The sequence below is a fragment of the Variovorax sp. KBW07 genome (assembly GCF_003852515.1).
Lineage (GTDB): Bacteria > Pseudomonadota > Gammaproteobacteria > Burkholderiales > Burkholderiaceae_C > Variovorax.
In genome coordinates, this window is the sequence record NZ_QAJK01000157.1 from 1 (window position 1) to 18,596 (window position 18,596).

17 protein-coding genes and 1 pseudogene are annotated in these 18,596 nt (G+C 67.3%); 6 read left to right on the forward strand and 12 right to left on the reverse strand.

All coding sequences use genetic code 11. The features are described 5' to 3' along the window. Positions 1–34 precede the first annotated feature (34 nt). Positions 35–1,318, reverse strand: a complete 1,284-nt coding sequence (locus tag DBV14_RS28115) for an amidohydrolase family protein (RefSeq protein ID WP_124464375.1) — start codon at positions 1,316–1,318, stop codon at positions 35–37. Between the two features lie 226 nt (positions 1,319–1,544). On the opposite strand from DBV14_RS28115, the gene cysC reads away from it, so the two are divergent. The 4 genes and pseudogenes from cysC (at position 1,545) to DBV14_RS28135 (ending at position 3,638) form a co-directional block, all read left to right on the forward strand. Next, positions 1,545–2,129, forward strand: a complete 585-nt coding sequence (cysC, locus tag DBV14_RS28120) for an adenylyl-sulfate kinase (protein WP_124464377.1) — start codon at positions 1,545–1,547, stop codon at positions 2,127–2,129. After that, the gene (locus tag DBV14_RS28125; protein ID WP_124464379.1) at positions 2,126–3,019 is read left to right on the forward strand and encodes a hypothetical protein; all 894 of its coding nucleotides are present in this window, start codon (positions 2,126–2,128) and stop codon (positions 3,017–3,019) included. The genes cysC and DBV14_RS28125 overlap by 4 nt, the downstream gene beginning before the upstream one ends. Positions 3,020–3,098: 79 nt before the next feature. Then, a pseudogene (locus tag DBV14_RS28130) lies at positions 3,099–3,215 on the forward strand (helix-turn-helix domain-containing protein); the annotation flags it as partial. A 36-nt stretch (positions 3,216–3,251) separates the two neighbouring features. After that, entirely contained in the window at positions 3,252–3,638 is a 387-nt protein-coding gene (locus tag DBV14_RS28135) for a hypothetical protein (RefSeq protein ID WP_124464380.1), read from the forward strand. A 19-nt stretch (positions 3,639–3,657) separates the two neighbouring features. Here DBV14_RS28135 and DBV14_RS28140 read toward each other — a convergent pair whose 3' ends face one another. The 11 genes from DBV14_RS28140 to DBV14_RS28190 all read right to left on the reverse strand — a co-directional run bounded on the left by DBV14_RS28140 (position 3,658) and on the right by DBV14_RS28190 (position 17,009). After that, positions 3,658–4,110, reverse strand: a complete 453-nt coding sequence (locus DBV14_RS28140) for a hypothetical protein (protein WP_124464382.1) — start codon at positions 4,108–4,110, stop codon at positions 3,658–3,660. A 20-nt stretch (positions 4,111–4,130) separates the two neighbouring features. Beyond that, positions 4,131–5,054 carry an ABC transporter permease gene (locus DBV14_RS28145; protein WP_124464384.1) on the reverse strand — a complete coding sequence of 308 codons (924 nt, stop codon included), beginning with the start codon at positions 5,052–5,054 and terminating at the stop codon, positions 4,131–4,133. Positions 5,055–5,184: 130 nt separating this feature from the next. Then, on the reverse strand, positions 5,185–6,246 hold the full coding sequence (locus DBV14_RS28150; protein ID WP_185546150.1) for an ABC transporter permease: 1,062 nt from the start codon (positions 6,244–6,246) through the stop codon (positions 5,185–5,187). Beyond that, complete coding sequence (locus tag DBV14_RS28155) at positions 6,246–7,850, reverse strand: ABC transporter ATP-binding protein (protein WP_124464388.1); 1,605 nt, start codon at positions 7,848–7,850, stop codon at positions 6,246–6,248. Before DBV14_RS28155 ends, DBV14_RS28150 begins: the two co-directional genes overlap by 1 nt. Next, positions 7,847–8,584 carry an alpha/beta fold hydrolase gene (locus DBV14_RS28160; RefSeq protein ID WP_124464390.1) on the reverse strand — a complete coding sequence of 246 codons (738 nt, stop codon included), beginning with the start codon at positions 8,582–8,584 and terminating at the stop codon, positions 7,847–7,849. The genes DBV14_RS28155 and DBV14_RS28160 overlap by 4 nt, the downstream gene beginning before the upstream one ends. Before the next feature lie 20 nt (positions 8,585–8,604). Then, positions 8,605–9,585 (reverse strand): 5'-methylthioadenosine/S-adenosylhomocysteine nucleosidase, encoded by a 981-nt coding sequence (locus tag DBV14_RS28165; RefSeq protein ID WP_185546148.1) that lies wholly within the window; start codon positions 9,583–9,585, stop codon positions 8,605–8,607. Continuing rightward, a complete protein-coding gene (locus DBV14_RS28170; protein ID WP_124464392.1) occupies positions 9,582–12,458 on the reverse strand; it encodes a polysaccharide deacetylase family protein in 2,877 nt (958 codons plus the stop codon). The genes DBV14_RS28165 and DBV14_RS28170 overlap by 4 nt, the downstream gene beginning before the upstream one ends. Positions 12,459–12,482: 24 nt before the next feature. Next, a complete protein-coding gene (locus DBV14_RS28175) occupies positions 12,483–13,487 on the reverse strand; it encodes a BMP family protein (protein WP_124464394.1) in 1,005 nt (334 codons plus the stop codon). A gap of 87 nt (positions 13,488–13,574) precedes the next feature. Next, the gene (gene upp / locus DBV14_RS28180; RefSeq protein WP_093240978.1) at positions 13,575–14,204 is read right to left on the reverse strand and encodes a uracil phosphoribosyltransferase; all 630 of its coding nucleotides are present in this window, start codon (positions 14,202–14,204) and stop codon (positions 13,575–13,577) included. A 34-nt stretch (positions 14,205–14,238) separates the two neighbouring features. Beyond that, positions 14,239–15,645, reverse strand: a complete 1,407-nt coding sequence (locus DBV14_RS28185) for a URC4/urg3 family protein (RefSeq protein WP_124464395.1) — start codon at positions 15,643–15,645, stop codon at positions 14,239–14,241. Next, positions 15,642–17,009, reverse strand: a complete 1,368-nt coding sequence (locus DBV14_RS28190) for a GTP cyclohydrolase II (protein ID WP_124464397.1) — start codon at positions 17,007–17,009, stop codon at positions 15,642–15,644. The genes DBV14_RS28185 and DBV14_RS28190 overlap by 4 nt, the downstream gene beginning before the upstream one ends. A 148-nt stretch (positions 17,010–17,157) precedes the next feature. On the opposite strand from DBV14_RS28190, the gene DBV14_RS28195 reads away from it, so the two are divergent. Beyond that, positions 17,158–17,715, forward strand: a complete 558-nt coding sequence (locus DBV14_RS28195) for a sigma-70 family RNA polymerase sigma factor (protein WP_124464399.1) — start codon at positions 17,158–17,160, stop codon at positions 17,713–17,715. Next, positions 17,712–18,353: a DUF1109 domain-containing protein gene (locus DBV14_RS28200; protein WP_124464400.1), complete on the forward strand. Its 642-nt coding sequence runs from the start codon at positions 17,712–17,714 to the stop codon at positions 18,351–18,353. Before DBV14_RS28195 ends, DBV14_RS28200 begins: the two co-directional genes overlap by 4 nt. The last annotated feature ends 243 nt before the right edge of the window (positions 18,354–18,596 follow it).

The window sequence follows — 18,596 nt, forward strand, 5'->3', positions numbered from 1 at the left end:
CGTGAGCGTCGCCCTGAACAAGCGAACGACGGAATCAAGCCGATTTCGAAATCATCCAGCCAGTTTCACTGCCACGCCCGGGAAGATGAAGCGAAGCCGTCGCAGCAGGAGTCTCCGCCAGCAACTTGCCCTTGCGAAACACCTTCAGCCGCGTCGCGCGCAGACGAATCGCTTCCACCGGATCACGCGCCTGCAACAGCACGAAGCTCGCGTCGCAACCGGCCGCAAGCCCGTAGCCCTCCAGGTGCATCACCCGCGCCGCATTCGTCGTCACCGCCTCGAAGCACTGGCGTATACCTGCCTGGCTCGTCATCTGCGCCACGTGAAGCCCCATGTGCGCCACTTCCAGCATGTCAGCCGAACCCATGCCGTACCACGGGTCCATCACGCAGTCGTGCCCGAAGGCCACGTTCACGCCCGCGGCCATCAGCTCCGGCACGCGCGTCATGCCCCGGCGCTTCGGGTAGCTGTCGTGGCGTCCCTGCAGCGTGATGTTGATCAACGGGTTGGAAATCACCGCCACGCCGCTCTGCGCGATCAGCGGCAGCAGCTTGCTCACGTAGTAGTTGTCCATCGAGTGCATCGACGTGCAGTGCGAGCCGGTCACGCGGCCCTGCATGCCCAGGCGCTGCGCTTCGAAGGCCAGCGTTTCGATGTGGCGCGAGAGCGGGTCGTCCGACTCGTCGCAGTGCATGTCGACCAGCTTGCCGCGCTCGGCCGCCATTTCGCACAGCAGCTTCACGCTCGCGGCACCGTCGGCCATGGTGCGCTCGAAATGCGGAATGCCGCCGACCACGTCCACGCCCTTGTCGAGCGCACGCTCGATGTTCTCGACGCCGCCCGGCGAACGCAGCACGCCATCCTGCGGAAACGCGACCAGCTGCAGGTCGAGGTAAGGCGCCACCTTGCGCTTGACCTCCAGCAGCGCATCGACCGCGAGCAGGCTTGCATCGCTGGTGTCCACATGCGAGCGCACCGCCAGCAAGCCCTTGGCCACCGCCCAGTCGCAATACGCCAGCGCGCGTTCGATCAGCGCATCGGCCGTCAGCAACGGCTTGAGCTCGCCCCACAGCGCGATGCCTTCGAGCAGCGTGCCGCTTTCGTTGACGCGCGGCAGGCCGTAGCTCAGCGCGGCGTCCATGTGAAAGTGCGGGTCGACGAAATGCGGCGAGAGCAGCAGGCCCTGCGCGTCCAGCTTCTCGTGCGCCGGTGCGTCCAGGCCCTGCGTGACCTCGGCGATGCGGCCGTCCTGCACTGCGATCGACATGCCGGTGCGGCCGTCGGGGAGGGTGGCGTTGGTGATGAGGAGATTTAGCATCGAATGGCCTGCACGAGGGTGCTCTCGAAGACACGGCAAGAGGCACTAATTTTCATGTAAGAAAACTTTACGCTGTAGAGAGAAATCACAAGATGGCGCTGCCTATCCTTTGATGCTCTGAGATTTCTATCCATTGTTTCATGTTGATTGTCTCCATTGGGCTCTCGTGGAACCACTCCGCGCCATCGACAGGCCGGGAGTGCCGTTTCGAGCGAAGCCACAACTCATGAGGGACGACGGCCATTCGCTGTCGATGCCGAAGCAGCGGGGCGACCGATCGTGCGTCATATGGTTGACCGGCCTTTCAGGTGCCGGCAAATCCACCATCGCACAAAGCCTGCGCGTACGCGTGGTGGCCGACGGCATGCCGGTTGCGATTCTCGATGGGGATGACGTTCGGCGCGGCTTGAGCCAAGAGTTGGGGTTCGGCCAGGCAGATCGTTGCGAGAACATAAGAAGAATTGCTGAAGTCGCCCGGTTGTTGAGCGACCAGGGCCTCGTGGTTCTCGTGGCTGCCGTGTCCCCCATGCGGTCTCATCGGGCCATGGCTCGCAAGATCGTCGGGACGGTCTTTCGCGAAGTCTATGTGCGGGCTCCGCTTGCAACGTGCGAGCAGCGCGACGTCAAGGGCCTGTATGCGCGTGCGCGCTGCGGGGAGGTCGCAAAATTCACAGGCATCTCGGACGCCTACGAGCCGCCTCTTCAACCAGACCTGGTCATCGATACCTCGAGTTGCGAAGTTGCCCAGGCAACGAGCGCGTTGATGTCGGCGTTTGAACGGTGGCGCATGGGAGATGGAGGAAGAAGATGAAGAATCACTTGCTCATTGCAGGAACGGGCCGAGCCGGCACGACATTCCTGGTGCAGTACCTTGCCGAATGCGGCTTGGACACCCACCTTGCCCATGGCCAGCATTCCGGCTACGACGAGGACGCCAACGCGGGCCTGGAAGATGTGCTCCTGAACAATCCCGACGCGCCCTATGTGGTCAAGTCGCCCTGGTTGTATGAATACGTGGAGCGCCTGCTGGCCGATCAACAGACGACAGTGGACGCGGTCATCATTCCCATGCGGAGCATTGTCGAAGCGGCGACCAGTCGCACAGTCAACGAGTTGCGCGCGCGGTACGGCAGCACCGTTGTGCTCGACGATTGCAAGCAATGGGAGTCCTGGGGAACCACGGCGGGTGGGGTCACCTATTCGCTCAATCCCATCGACCAGGCGCGGCTGCTTGCGATGGGCTTTCATGAGCTCCTGCATGCGCTCGTGAAGCACGGCGTTCCGGTCGTGCTGCTCGACTTTCCGCGCTTTATCGACGATCCGAACTATCTCTACGAGGCGTTGCGTTCAACCCTTGGCGAAAAGCTGGACCGCGCAGCCGCCTTGCGCGCGCATGGGCAGGTGGCGAATCCCTCGAAAGTTCGCATCGGCAAAGAGTTGGATGCCGATGCCGCGGTGAAGCGGCATACCGGGTCGCTCATGCAACCACCAGGCCTCGCGTTTCCGACCCATGCAACGCTCGACCGAACTGCCTTGAGGCGCGAACTCGACAAGAAGGTGGCTCGCGTCGAGCAACTGGAACGGCGCATTGCGTCGTTGGAAGCATCGCATTCATGGCGCGTCACTGCGCCGATGCGCGCACTGTCCGGGTTGGCAAGGAGCTTGTGGCGAGCGGTGACTGCTGCTCGCTTGCAAACGTGAAAGCAGTCGGCCCGCCCGACCTCAGCGAGCGCGCCGACGGCCCCCCGCTGATCGCGCTATGGGGTGTCGACGACCCCGGCTGTCGCCGCGCACGCTGAGCCGCCTGTTCCTGGCCGAGACGAGCGTGAGCTTTGCCCAATGGCGCCAGCAGGCGCGGCTGGTGCATGCGCTGGAGCGGCTGGCGCGCGGCGAGGCGCGGTAAGCTGACTTGATTGAAGCTCGAATGTCACCAATGAAAGCCACCTTCGCTCTGTCCGCCTTGCTCGTCAGCACGCCATCGTGTTTCGCGTTGACCTTCGCGGGCGCCACCGAAAATCTTCTGTACTTCGAACATGCAGCGCTCGGGAGCGACTATTGCGAGAAGCGAAACATACCGACCCGTCAGGTGCTCAAGGCTTGGCAGGCACAGCACGAGCCTCTTTTTCGGCAGACCATCGAAACCGTGCGGACCGAAGGCAAGAAGCGCGGGCTCGCGACGGAGCAAGAACAGGATGCGTTGCTCTTCGAAGTCATGAACATGACGACCAAGACGGCAAAGGAGCACATGGCCAGGAAAGGGGTGCCTTGCGCCAAGTTCAGCACCTACATCGACGGCTTGACCGGCTACTTCAAGCGCTGAGTTCCGCTCGACATTCGGCTCAGCGCGTGCGCTGCGCCCGATACCGGTATTGCCCGGCCGCCGGCCCGACTTCGATGGTCACGCGCCGCAGCTTGTCGTCGTGCCCCGAGTCGGCCTTTGCCGTGACCACGATGCCTCGCGGCGTGGCGCGGCACGTAAGGTCGGACAGCGCGATCTCCGCATGGTCGTTGTCCAGTTCGGCAATGGCGACGGTGTGCTCGGCGTTCAGGCCGCCATTGGCGTCGCGCGTCATCCACTGCACGTAGAGAAACGACTGCGCGAACTGTTCCGCATGAACCACCCGGTAGGTGCCCTGGTGGTTCTTGCCCCAGGTGCCGCACAGCTGTACCCAGCTGACTGCATCGGGCGTCTTGAAGGTGTCGTAGCTGTAGTCGCTGCCGAGCGCGTGCGCACCGGTGTTGCAGAGGGCCAGCAGCGCGGCGAGCAGCGTTGCCGCGGTCTTGTTTTTCATCGTCTTCATCGTCGTCATCGTCAACGTTCCCCCTTGCGATACGGCTTCATCAGTGCCTGCGGGTAGCTGGCCTTTCGCGCCACCAGCACCAGCGCCAGGATCGACAGCAGGTAGGGCAGCATCAGGTACAGCTGGTAGGGCAGCACGGCGTCGCCCGATTGCTGCAACCGCAGTTGCAGCGCGTCGAAGAAGGCGAACAGCAGCGCGCCGAGCAGCGCCTTGCCGGGCCGCCACGAGGCGAACACCACCAACGCCACGCAGATCCAGCCGCGGCCGTTCACCATGTTGAAGAAGAAGGCGTTGAAGGCCGACAGCGTGAGGAACGAACCCGCCATGCCCATCAGCGCCGAGCCCGCGACGATGGCCCCCGTGCGTGTGGCCGCGACCGACACGCCCTGGCTTTCGGCGGCCTGCGGGTTCTCGCCGGCCATGCGCAGCGCCAGGCCGAGCGGCGTGCGGTACAGCACCCAGCCCACCACCGGCACCAGCAGCAGCGCGAACAGGGTGAGCGCGGTCTGCGCGTTCAGGATGGGCACGGGCAGCCAGTCCATGGGCGCGAAAGGCGTGATGGTCGGCGGCGTGTTGACCTTCGGAAAGCTCACGCGGTAACCGAAGTAGCTGAGTGCGGTCGCGAGCAAGGTGATGCCCAGGCCCGACACGTGCTGCGACAACGCCAGGCCCACGGTCAGAAAGGCGTGCAGCAGGCCGAACACCATGCCCGTGAGCGCGGCCACACCGACGCCCACCCACAGCGGCGCGCCGGCATACACCGCGAGCCAGCCGGTGAAGGCGCCCGCGACCATGATCCCTTCGATGCCGAGGTTGAGCACGCCCGCGCGCTCGCACAGCAGCACGCCGAGCGTGCCGAGGATCAGCGGCGTGGCGATGCGCAGCACCGCGACCCAGAAGGCGGGGTTGGAAAGAATGTCGAGCAGATCGGTCATCGGGTATCTCTCCCTCCCCCTTTGGGGGAGGGTTGGGGTGGGGGCAGGCGGCGCTCGAAGTGGAAGCCGATGCCCCCATCCCAGCCTTCCCCCGGGAGGGGAAGGGGCAAGACCGAAGAGGGGTGTGTCGTCATTTCATCCGTACCCGGTATTGCGTCAACAGCGTTGCCACCAGCACCGCGATCAGCGAGGCTGCGACGATCACGTCGGCGATGTACGTCGGCACGCCGACCGCGCGGCTCATGGTGTCCGCGCCGACCAGCACGCCGGCCACGAACACGCCGGCGGCAATCACGCCCAGCGGGTGCAACCCGGCGAGCATCGCGATCACGATGCCGGTGTAGCCGTAGCCCGGCGACATGTCGAGCGTGACGTAGCTGGTGCGGCCCGCCACCTCGATGGCGCCGGCCAGCCCGGCCAGCGCGCCAGAAAGCAGCGCCACCATGACCACGGTGCGCGTCACCGGCACGCCGGCAAAGGCGGCGGCGCGCGCGTTGGCGCCCACGGCGCGGATGTCGAAGCCCAGCACGGTGTATTTGAAAATCGCCCAGACCATCACCGCGAGCGACACGGCCCAGAGCAGCCCGGTGTGCACGCGCGTCTGCGCGATCAGCTTGCCGAGTTCCAGGTCGGACTGCAGCGACACGCTCTGCGGCCAGCCCATCGCGGTCGGGTCTTTCATCGGCCCGTCGAGCAATGCCGACACTCCCAGCAGCACGATGAAGTTGATCAGCAGCGTGGTCACCACCTCGTCGACGCCGAGCTTGTTCTTCATGAGCGCCGGGCCCAGCAGCATCAGCGCGCCGGCCACGGCCGCGGCCAGCATCATCAGTGGGAACAGCAGCCACGGCGACAGCTCGAAACCGGTGCCACCGTGCATGCCGCCGACCGCCACGGCCGCCAACGCGCCCGCATAGAGCTGGCCCTCGGCGCCGATGTTGAACAGCCGCGCCTTGAATGCGACGGTGGCCGCGAGGCCGGTGAGGATGAGCGGAATGGCGCGCGTGAGCGTCTCGCTCCACGCGAACACCGAGCCGAAGCCGCCCTGCAGCAGCAGCGCGTAGGTGCGGCCGACGGGGGCGCCGGCCCACAGCACCAGCAGCGCGCTCACCACCATGGTGAAGACGACCGCGCCGATGGGCGCGAGCACCAGCGCGGCGCGCGAGGTTTCGTGGCGTCGTTCGAGCCGCATCATGGCGCGGCTCCCGTGCGTTGCGGGGCGTTGGCTGCCGTGGCACCGGCCATGGCCAGCCCGATGGCTTCGCGCGTCCAGGCCGCGGCCGGCCGTGCTTCGCCCAGGTGGCCGCCGTGCATCACGGCCACGCGGTCGCCGAGCGTGAGCACTTCGTCGAGGTCGTCGGAAATCACCAGCACCGCCGCGCCTGCATCGCGCGCGGCAATGAGCTGCTGCTGCACGTAGGCGACGGCGCCGATGTCCAGGCCCCAGGTCGGCTGGTGCGCGACGATGAGGCGCGGCGCGCGCGTCGGGTATTTCTTGTTGTCGCTTCCCTTGGCCTCTTCGGCCTGTTCGGGCGCCAGCAGGGCGCGCCCCAGAATCAGTTTCTGCATGTTCCCGCCAGAGAGCGAGCGGGCCGGCGCCATCAGGCCGGCACCGCGCACGTCGAATGCTTTTTCGATGCGCCGGGCGTGCAGTCGCGCGGCGGCGCGCTTCACGATGAAAGACCAGCGCGAGAAGACCGGGCTGCGCAGCCGCTCCGACACCGCGTTTTCCCACACCGGCAGATCGCCGACCACGCCGACCGCATGCCGGTCTTCCGGAATGCGCGCCACGCCGCGCTGCACCAGCCTGGCGGGCGAGGGCGGCAGTGCGCGGCCCATCAGCTGGGCGGAGCCGGAGACGGCGCGGCGCGTGCCGCACAGCAGCTCGGCCAGCGCCACCTGCCCGTTGCCGGAGACGCCCGCGATGGCGGTGATTTCTCCGGCGCGCAAGGTCAGCGACACCTCGCGCAGCCGGTCTTGCCCGCCATCCTTGGCCGATGCGGTGCTCACGTGGTCGAGCACGCAAATGGCATCACCCACCGACCTGGCCGGCCGCCGCTGCGGCGCCTCGACCGCATGCCCGACCATCCACAGCGCCAGTTGCGCCTGCGTGGTGTCGGCCGTGCGGGCCTCGGCCACCAGCTTGCCGCCGCGCAGCACGGCCACGCGGTGCGACACCCGCAGCACCTCGCCCAGCTTGTGGCTGATGAAGATGACCGACAGGCCCTGCGCCACCATCTGCGCGAGCGTGGCGAACAGGGCCTCGCTTTCCTGCGGCGTGAGCACGGCGGTCGGCTCGTCGAGGATCAGGATGCGCGCGCCGCGGTACAGCGCCTTGAGAATTTCGACGCGCTGGCGTTCGCCGACAGACAGGCTGCCGATCTTCGCGTCGGGCTGCACCGGCAGGCCGAAGCGCTGGGCCACTTCGAGCAGCCGGGCGCGCGCGGCTGCGCGGCGCGACACCGGGCGCCACAGCGGCTCGGTGCCCATCATCACGTTGTCGAGCACGCTCAGGTTGTCGGCCAGCGTGAAGTGCTGGTGCACCATGCCCACACCGGCGGCGAGCGCGGCCTTGGGGTTGCCGGGCGGCAGCGGTGCACCGAACACTTCGATGCGGCCTTCGTCGGCAACGTAGTGGCCGAACAGGATCGACATCAGCGTCGACTTGCCCGCGCCGTTTTCGCCGAGCAGCGCGAGCACCTCGCCGGCTTGCAGATCGAGGGAAATGGCATCGTTGGCCACCAGTTCGCCGAAGCGTTTGGTGATGCCCGAGAGCCGGAGCACGGTGGGGTTCATGGCGTGGCGGGCCCGGGGTTGCCGAGTTCGCGGCAAAAGTTTTGAATGGCCTGCGCGGTGGCGACCGGCGCCGCCTGCAGCAGGCCGTGCGGCCCTTCCAGGCGCACGATGCGAAGGCCCGACAGGGCACGCTGGATGGTGCGCGCCGCCTGCGCGGGCACGATGCGGTCCTGCATGGCCTGCAGGTACATGGCAGGCACGCGCACCAGGCACAGCTTGTCGACCACGTTCACGCGCTGCACTTCCTTCATGCGGCGCGTCATCACGGCAGCCGTCACTTTCTGCAGCGAGCCTTGCAGCAGCCCGGCAAGGCGCGGCGTGGAGAAGCGGCCCAGCAGCATGTGGCGCATGGGGCCGCGCATCAGGTCGGAGTGCATGAATTTCATCGCCATATCGAGCAGGCCGCCACGCAGCAATGCCAGTCCGGGCTTGGGGCTGCGGGCAAAGCTGCAGCACAGGATGAGGCCGCGCAGTCCCGGTGGCGGCGATGCCGCGATCGAGATGGCCAGCGGGCCCGAGAACGATTCGCCGAGCAGCACGAAGGGCTGGTCGGCCGGGAGCTGGGCGCGCACGAGCCGCTCGAGCTCGTCGTAGCCCATGGCTTCGGTGCCGGAGTAACGCACCACGTCGATGGTGCCATGCCGTTCCGTGGCTTGCATCGCCTGCGCCAGGGGCTCGAAAAGGTCGCCCGTGCCGTCCATGCCGGGAAGCAGGACAAGGCGCAGGGGGCGCATGGAATGAGCGGGCGTGCCCGTCACTTCCAGGCGGCGAGGAAGGCCAGCATGACCTTGGCCGAGTTGTCCGCGGCAATGCTCATGAAGGTGCCCATTTCGTTCTCGCCTTCGCCGCCGCCCGCGAGGTCGCTGAGCGAGCGGAAGGCGATGTACGGCACGCCGTTGCTGTAGGCGACCATGCCCACGGCCGCGGTTTCCATGTCGAGCACGTTGGCCTGGAAGGTCTTGTAGGTGTATTCGCGATAGGCCTTGTTGTCCATGAAGGCCTGGCCCGAGACGCCGTTGCCGCCGATGACCAGCTGCGGCTTGCGCGCCAGGCACTTGCCGGCGTTGCAGTTCGCCAGGTCGACATTGCGGATGCCGCGCGCCACCTCGAGCATCTTCGCGTCGGCCTCGAACCAGAACTTGCGCACGATCTCCGGCCTGGCCGCCGAGCGCACCTCGACCGGACGCGGGAACATCATGCCGAAATTCGGCAGCGTGGCGTCGGTGATGAAGGGCGGCGCGCTGTACTTGCCCGGCGCGGTTTCGCGCGCCATCAGCACTTCGAGGTACTGGCCCCATTGCGCCGGCACCGTGACGTCGCCCACGTGCAACTGCGGGTTCACACCGCCCGCGATGCCGCTGAACACGATGTTCGTGACGCGAAAGCGGTTCAGCGCCAGCTGCGTGTTCATGGTCGCGTTGGTCATGCTGATGCCCGACAGGAACAGCACCACGGGCTTGCCTTCGAGCGTGCCGGTGGTGAACACCACGCCGTTCACGCTGTGCTTCACCGGGTTCTGCAACCGCGCCAGCAGCAGCACCAACTCGGGCTCGAAGGCCGAGATGACCGCGATGCGCGGCGTGTCGTCCAGCCGCGTGCTGCTGTTGATGCTCACCACATCGGACTTGTAGACGCCGACGCAGCCCGTCAGCACGAGGCCGAGCGCGCCGAGCGTGGCCGCCAGGAGCGGTGCGCGCAGGCGTTGGCGCAGCGAGGAAGTTTTCGTCATCGTCATGAGTTGGTGGGCGGTAGTTGAGGGCGGTGTTCGGCGTCGGGCGCGGCAATCCAGGCCTGCAGCGCCGCGACGCGCGCGTGCTTCGGTGCCAGGCCGACGAAGGTGGTGTAGGCGGCGAGCGCCTTGGCGTCGTTGCCGGCCTGCAGGTGGGCGTCGCCCAGGTTCAGGTAGGCCAGGGCGCGGCTGCCGTCCATGTCGATGGCCTGCTCGAACCAGCGTGCGGCCTCGACCGGCTTGCCGCGCTTGAAGTACACGAAGCCCAGGTTGTTGGCGGCCAGCGCAAAGCGCGGCTGCAGCTTCAGCGCTTCGGTGAAGGCGGCCTCGGCCTCGTCGTAGCGGCGTTCGCGGTACAGCTGCAGGCCGCGGTCGTTGGCGCGCTGGGCGGCCACGCGCGGTGCCAGCGGCGCGGCGGCCGGCATGGTCAGCTTGGTGTCGGCGCCTTCCAGGTTTTTCACCACCACCTCGACGGCGGCCGGCGAGGCGGGGCCCGCCTTGGTGGCCTTGGGTGGGGCTGCGGCGTGCACGGCCTGTTCGTTGGCCTGGTCGATGCGCTTGTTGACCTGGCTGGAGGCGGCATCGAGCTGCAGGCTGTCGCCGCTCAGGCCTTCGCGCTCGGTGGGCAACGCGAACACGAACTCGCCGCCCTCGGAGCCGGGCAGGCTGCCGAAGGCCGGCGTTTGCCGCGCAATGGCCGACACCGCCGGCGCCACGTAGGCTGCAAGCTCGGTGCCGGTGATGACGCCGTCGCCGTTCAGGTCGGCCTTGCCCGACAGCGCCTGCAGCATCGTCCAGGTAAACACCGAATGGCCACCGGGGCCGTCGTCGGCCACCTGCTGGTCGGCGCCGCCGGCGGTGAGCATCTGGCGGCCGATGCGGCGCGCGTTGTCGGTCAGGAAATTCTTGCTGCCTTGCGGGCCGCCGCCGCGCGTGAGGCCCAGGCCGGAGTAGCAGGCGTCCACCAGGAACAGCACATGCTTGGCCGACAGCGCCTCGGCCACCTCCTGCAGCTGCGGCATCGAGATGGCATCCGAAGGCAGGTTGTCCAGCGTGGCATCGACCGGAACGATGTAGCCGACATCGCGTCCGCTGGCGAGCTTGCGGGTGCTGCCATGGCCGGCAAAGAACACCAGCACGCGGTCGTCGCGCTTCACGCGCTTGCCGTCGGTCAGCTTTTCATTCAGTGCGCGCAGGATGTTGGCGCGCGTGGCTTCGCCGTCGTACAGCGCGGTGACGTTCTCGGGCTTGAAGCCGAAGCGCGTGACCAGCAATTGCTCCATGGCCTTGGCGTCGGGCACCGCGTGGTGCAGGCCGGGCCACTTGGCGTACTTGTCGATGCCGATCACCAGCGCGTGGCTTTCGCGGTAGAGCGTGTCGCCGGAGGTGGCGGCCACGCCGTCGTCGGGCGCCGCCTTCTTGGGCGCGTTGACGATGAACTTGCCGTCGCGCCAGGTGGCGAAGCGGTAGCCGTCGGCCACCAACTGGTCGAGCACCGTGGGCAGCGCCTGCACGGTGCGGCCCTGGATGTCGTGGAAAAGAATCACGCCGCGCTTGGCCTTGTCGACCTCGGCCAGCACGCGGTCGGCAATCGACTTGGGCACCGGGTCGGCCCAGTCCATCGAGTCGACGGTCCACAGCATCGAGCGCAGCTTGAGCGCCTCGACGGTGGTGAGCTTGGCTTCGTTGCGCGCGCCGTAGGGAAAGCGGAAGAGGGTGGACTGCGGCCGGCCGGTGGCATCGAGCAGGGTTTCGGTTTCGCTGGCCTCGACGCGCACCGCGTCGTCGCTCATCTTGGCCATCATGCCGTGGCTGAAGCTGTGGTTGGCCAGCACATGGCCGGCGGCCAGCACGCGCTTGGCGACCGCACCGTTGGCGCCGAGCTGCGCCTTGCCCTGCGCGTCGAGCTTGCCGAGGTTCTGTCCGAGCTGGAAGAAGATGGCGGGCGCGTCGTAGCGCTTCAATATTTCGAGGATCTCGTCGGTGTGCTTTGCGTGCGGGCCGTCGTCGAAGGTCAGCACCACGGTCTTGGCGGGCAGCGAGGTGCCGTAGATCTCTCGTGCGTCGGCGCTTTCCTTTTCCTTGGCGCCGCCCGGGGCCTGCGTGTAGGGAACGATGGCGCCGAAGTCTTTCAGGATCTGCTCGCGCGAGTACAGGCCCTGCAGCTTGGTCACGTAGTCGGCCCACTTCTCGCGCTTGGGCTCGATGCCGCGCTGGGCGAAGCGGCCGAACACGTCTTTCAGCTCGCGGTCGTAGGCCTGCTCGATCTCGGCGAGCACGGCCAGGTCTTCGCTGGCGCGACGGCCGAGCTTGAGCCCCGACAGCGATTGCGCCTGGCCATAGCGCGTGCTCAGCTCGCCCAGGAATTCCTTGAATGCCAGGCGGTCGGCATCGAACCAACTGGGCTCGCTTTCGATGCGGTCGAGCAGCGCGTTCAGGGCCGGCACCGTGGCCGGGTCGGCCATGTCGCCGGCCTGGGCGATCAGCGCGCGCTGGCGCTCCTGCATGTCGTGGAACAGCTGCTGGCCGACCGCGCCGACCGCGCGCTTCTCGGCCGCGTCGAGCTTTCGCTCGCCGGTCATCAGCACGATCATCTGGCGGTGCGCGGCGAGCAGGGCGTCGGCACGCTCCTGCAGCGCCGCGGGAATACCGACCGGTGCCGCGACCGCGGGGGGCGGCGCTGCTGGCGTTGCCGCCGCCGCCGAGGCTGCTGCTACCGGTGGTGCCGCAGTCGCAGTCGCAGTCGCAGCCGCGGCAGTTTCGGCGGCCGGCACACCCGCCGCCGTGCCCGTGGCCTCGGGTTTACATGCGGCGAGCCCGACGGCCAACGCCGCGACGGCCACACCATGGATTGCGGTCCGCCATCGCGCACGCTTCATAGGTCTTCGGGGCTGCTTGCCTGTTTATTTGGCGGTTGACTTGGGCTGGCCGTCGTCCACCTTCACGGTGAACTTGCCGGCAAGAATGTCGGCCTGTTTGGCCTTCACCTTGGCGATGATGTCGGCCGGCACCTTCTTCTCGAAGGTGCCCAGCGGCGCCAGTTCGGAGCCCTTGTGCTTCATCTGCGAGTACACGCCGTAGTCTTCGGCGGCGAACTTGCCTTCCTTCACGAGCTTGATCGCGCGGTCGGCCGAGGGCTCGAAATTCCACAGGGCCGAAGCGACCACCGTGTCGGGGTACTGCGCCTGGGTGTCGATCACGTTGCCGATGGCGAGCTTGCCCTTTTCCTTGGCCGCGTCCGACACGCCGAAGCGCTCGGCGTACATCACGTCGGCGCCCTTGTCGATCATGGCAAAGGCGGCTTCCTTGGCCTTCGGCGGGTCGAACCAGCTGTTGATGAAGCTCACGCTGAACTCGACCTTCGGATTCGTTTCCTTGGCACCGGCCATGAACGCGTTCATCAGGCGGTTGACTTCGGGAATGGGAAAGCCGCCGACCATGCCGATGCGGTTGCTCTTGGTCACGCCGCCGGCCACCATGCCGCTCAGGTAGGCCGGCTCCTGGATGTAGTTGTCGAACACGCTGAAGTTGGGCGCCTGCGGCTTGAGCGACGAGCCCATCAGGAAGGCGACCTTGGGGAAGTCTTTCGCGACCTTGCGTGCCGCAGCTTCAACGCCGAACACCTCGCCCAGGATGAGCTGGTTGCCGCCGGTGGCGTACTCGCGCATCACGCGTTCGTAGTCGGCATTGCTCACGTTCTCGGTGGCCTTGTATTCGATCTCGCCGCGCGCTTCCGCTGCCTTGAGCGCCTTGTGTATGCGGCCCACCCATTGCTGCTCGAAGGGCACGGTGTACACCGCCGCCACTTTCAGCTTGGCCTGCGCAAGCGCAAGGCCGGGGGCGCCGACCGCAAGCGCTGCTGCGGCAAGGGCGACGGAACGAACGATCAACTGGCGGCGTGCTGTCACGGTGCTTCTCCTCGAGGTGTGGAAATCTTGTTCTGGGCTGTCGCAAGGGACAACCGGGCGGCCCATGGAGGGCCGCCGCAGGTGGGGTTACTTCGTGCCGAAGATGCGGTCGCCGGCGTCGCCGAGGCCGGGCAGGATGTAGCCGTGGCTGTCGAGTTCGCGGTCGATGGCGGCGGTGTAGATCGGCACGTCGGGGTGCGCGGTCTGCATCGTCTTCACGCCTTCGGGGCAGGTCAGCAGGCAGACGAACTTGATCGACTTGGGGTTGAGCTCCTTCAGGCGCTCGACCGCGGCCACGGCCGAGTTGCCGGTGGCCAGCATCGGGTCGACCACGATCACGTCGCGGCTGTCCATTTCGCCGGGCATCTTGAAGTAGTACTCGACGGCGGTCAGGGTCTTGGGGTCGCGGTACAGGCCGATGTGGCCGACGCGGGCGCCGGGCACCACGGTCAGCATGCCGTCCAGGATGCCGGTGCCGGCACGAAGGATGGACACCAGCACCAGCTTCTTGCCGTCGATGACCTTGGCCTGCATGGTCTCCAGGGGCGTTTCGACCTCGATGTCCTGCATGGGCATGTCGCGCGTGACCTCGTAGGCCATCAGCATGCTGATTTCATTGAGGAGCCGGCGGAAGCTGTTGGTGGACGCATCCTTGCGGCGCATCAGCGTGAGCTTGTGCTGGACGAGGGGGTGATTGACGAGATGGACGTTGCTCATTGGAATTATTTCTACCGTTGCTGAACCGGTGAGTCTAAAAGACGGTGCCGTCGCTCTCGATCAGCAAGGGCGGAGCACCGTCTCGCAAGCGCTGTGCCAGCGCCCGGCCCGCGGCCCAGGTGCCACCTTCGAGCACGCAGGCCAGCGGCAATTCTTCCTCGGTGCGGTCGAGCACCTTGCGCACGCGCGGCGCCACTTCGTCGAGCAGCGCCACGGTCAGCGCGCGCCATTCGACGATGAATTCGTCACTCGCCTTCCAGCGGCGGGTGAAAAATGCCGGGTCTTTCGGCACGATCACGCCGCTGTCGATCAGCAGGCCGCCGTTGCGGTACTCGGGCAGGGCGGTGAGCGCGTCGAGGTGCCGCACCTTCACGCCCGCCCACTCGAACGGTTCGAGCAGCGAATAGGTGAGCCATTGCGAGAGCTTGTGAAAAGGCATCCAGCCGTTGGTGAGGCCGGGGCCGTGCACCGCGCCGTGGCGCCAGCAGTCGCCCAGCGCCAGCGCCGGATCGCCCGAGCCGATGCCGCCCGCGTTGTCGCTGCCATCGGCCGCGATGCTGTCGACGGCATTGGCCGAAGGCCAGATGCGCGAGAGCGAATCGAGCAGTAGCGACAGGATCTGGTGCGCCGTGATCTCGGCCGTGGGCGGCGCGGCCGGGCCGTAAGGGCCGACCAGCGCGTCGAACAGCCGGCCGGGGCGGCCGTCGTCGCCGAAGATTTCGGGCTGCTCGGTCATCGCCTCGCCCAGCCGGCGCAGCAGCGTGGCGCGGCCCGTCAGGCCGACCAGCGGATTGACCTCGCTGACCTGGAAGGCGTCGCCCAACCGGTCGGTCACCAGGCCGCGTAGCCCGGCCGCATCGACCTGCAGCGGATGCGCCGGATCGGAGGAAAAAAGCCCGCTGGTAAAGGCATGGAAGCTCGCCACGCCCAGCCCTTCGGAGCGCGTGAAGCGCTCCCCGGTGGCCGACTCGGTGTAGTGCCAGTCGGGGCCGGCACCGGCGTCGAGCAGCACGCTCACCAGCACCAGGTCGATGTGGGCGCGGGCGCGCTGGCGCGCATCGAGCTTGCCCAGCTGGGCATTGAGCGCCTCGATGCGGCCGGTGCCTCCGGCCTCGAAGTGGCGCCAGCGGCTGTGGTAGGGAATGGTGTCCCAGGGATAACGCTCGCGCGTGACCTCGGCCACGGTGCGTGCCGTGTCTTCGAGCGTGTCGTCGTCGCCGATGCGAAACCACTGCGATTCGCCGCGCCGCGCGCGCGCCAGCAGGGCGCCGGCGCGCTGGCGGATGGCGGCGGTGGTGCGCAGCAGCGAGGCGGCGCCGGCCGGGTGGGCCGTGTCGGCGGTGAATTCGATCGACGGATCGACCCTGCCCGCGCCGCCGGGCGGCAGGCTGCCGGAACCGTCGACGGGCATGTGGGGGGCGGTGTTGTTGCTGGTGGTCATTCGGTCAGTCCGCGGCCCTTGGCCTTTTTCAGTTCTTCGGCATCCGGCACCGGGCCGGGCGTGAAGTAGCCGGCCGCCATCTTGGCGTCCATCTCGACGCGGGCGTCGGCCGGAATCAGTTCGTCGGGAATGTTCACGCGTTCGCCGATCTCGATGCCCGAGCCGGTGATCGCGTCGAACTTCATGTTGCTCATCGACACGAGCCGATGGATCTTCTTGATGCCGAGCCAATGGAAGACGTCGGGCATCAGCTCCTGGAAGCGCATGTCCTGCACGCCGGCCACGCACTCGGTGCGCGCGAAATACTGGTCGGCCGTGTCGCCGCCGACCTGCCGCTTGCGCGCGTTGTAGACCAGGAACTTGGTCACCTCGCCCAGCGCCCGGCCTTCCTTGCGCGAGTAGGCGATGAGGCCCACGCCGCCGCGCTGAGCGCCCATGATGCATTCCTCGATGGCGTGCGTAAGGTACGGGCGGCAGGTGCAGATGTCGGAGCCGAACACGTCGGAGCCGTTGCACTCGTCGTGAATGCGCGCGGTGAGTTCGACCGCCGGGTTGGCCAGGTCGCGCGGGTTGCCGAAGATGTACAGCGTCTGCCCGCCGATGGGCGGCAAGAACACTTCGAGGTCGGAGCGCGTGACCAGCTCGGGGTACATGCCGCCTGTTTCTTCGAACAGCGTGCGGCGCAGGTCGGTCTCGGAACAGCCGAAACGGCGCGCCACCTCGGGCAGGTACCACACGGGTTCGATGGCCGCCTTGGTCACCATCGCGGCGCCGCCCGTGGTGAGGAAATGGCCATCGGCCTTGAGCCGGCCGCTTTGCAGCGCCTCGATCACTTCCGGCAGGATCACGTGCGCCTTGGTGATCGCGATGGTCGGGCGGATGTCGTAGCCGGCCGCGAGTTCAGTGGAGAACACATCGGCCACCAGCGCGCCCCACGGGTCCAGCGAGACGATGCGGCCCGGCTCGCTCCATTGCGGATACGGCCCAATCACGTCGGTTGGCGCGGTGTTGGTCAGGTCGGCCTTGTGCTCGCGCTTGAGCGCGCCCGAGGCCACCGCCAGCGCCCGGTACACGCTGTACGAGCCGCTGTGCGTTCCGATGACGTTGCGGTGCGCGCGCTTGGTGGTGGTGCCGACGACGGGGCCGCGCTCGGTGGCGGTGGCCGCGGCCCACTGGATGGGCAGGGCGCCGAAGCCCCCGGCGTGCGAGGTCAGGCGGATGTGGCCGGTCGATGTGGAGGCGTGGAGCGGAGGGAAGGGCGTGGCACCGAGGGCGCTCGGCGCCGGTTCGGCGGCCGGAAGCGGCGGGGTGAACGTGGTGCCGATGGGGGTGCCGGAAGGGATCGCTGTGCTGTCTGCAGACATGGGTAGCCCTCAAAAAACACAATGTACCGATGGTGCGTGGTGCTTGCAAGCGGACGCCTTCGGCACAATCGGCCGGAATCTTTTTTCGACAAGGCTGTAACCGGCCGGCGAGATGGCACGAAACACCGTAGGCAGCAGGACGCAGCAGATGAGCGACGCGGAAGCGGCGTTGCGCAGCCTGTTCCTTCGTGGCCTCGATGGCGACGCGGGGGCATACCGCGACTTCCTGCAGAAACTCAGCGCGCACCTGCGCGCCTTTCTCGGCAAGCGCCTCTTTGGCTGGCCCGATGAAGTGGAAGACCTCGTCCAGGAATGCCTGCTCGCCATGCACAACCAGCGCCACACCTACCAGAGCGACCAGCCGTTGACGGCCTGGGTGCACGCGATTGCGCGCTACAAGATGATCGACCTGCTGCGCGCCAAGTCGGTCCGCGAAGATCTGCATGACCCACTGGACGACGACCTGGCGGTGTTCGCCGATTCGGCCACCGAGGCCAGCGATGCGAAGCGCGACCTGGGCGGCCTGCTCGACAGCCTGCCCGAGCGTCAGCGCCTGCCGATCGTGCACGTGAAGATCGAGGGCCTGTCGGTGGCCGAGACGGCGAGCCTGACGGGCATGTCTGAGTCAGCGGTGAAGGTCGGCATCCACCGGGGCCTGAAGGCGCTTGCGGCCCGGTTCGGCAACAGCTGGGGAGGCGCCGCATGAAGACCGACGACCTGGTGGCGATGCTGGCGACGGGCGACGTGGCGGTGCGCCGGCGCGGCGCGGGCGGGCGCATTGCGCTGGCGGTGCTGGCGGCATTGCCGTTGTCGTTCGTGATCCTGTTCGTGGAATACGGGCTGCGTCAAGACCTGGTGCAGGCGATGTTCTGGCCGATGTTCTGGGTGAAGGTGCTGTTTCCGCTGTGCATCGCGGCGGCGGCATTCGTGATGGTGCAGCGGCTGGCGCGTCCGGGCGTGGCGGTGCGGCGGTCTTGGGTCGGTGCGGCGTTGCCGGTGCTGGCGATATGGGTGCTGGCCGGCGTGGTGTGGTTCTCGGTGCCGATCGAGGAGCGGATGCCGTCGCTGATGGGGCAGTCGTGGCGCATTTGCGCGCTGAGCATTTCGTTCATGGCGCTGCCTGTTTTTGCGGCAACGATGATCGCTCTTCGGGGCCTGGCTCCTACGCGGCCTGCGTTGGCCGGTGCGGCGGCTGGGGCGTTGGCGGGCGGTGTGGGGGCCGCTGTCTATGCGCTGCACTGCATGGAGCTGACGGCGCCGTTCCTTGCTGTCTGGTACGTGAGCGGGATCGCTGTGCCGGTGCTGATCGGGGCTGTGTTGGGGCCTCGGTTGTTGCGCTGGTAGGGCTGCTGTTTTGGAGCGGGAGCGGGGCCATTCAGGGCGCTCTTGTTCAGGGCGCGTGCGACTGACACCGGGTACTCCCCTCCGCGAATGTCCCCCGCTTCGCTCCTCCTTTATTTCGCTGCGGGGAGCACCCGATGCCATTCGTACGAGGGCGCTGCGCTTGTGTCGCTCGATCAACGACCGCTCTGAGCCGCTCACGTCGATGGTGTGCTCTGCGCAGCGAAATAAAGGAGGAGCGAAGCG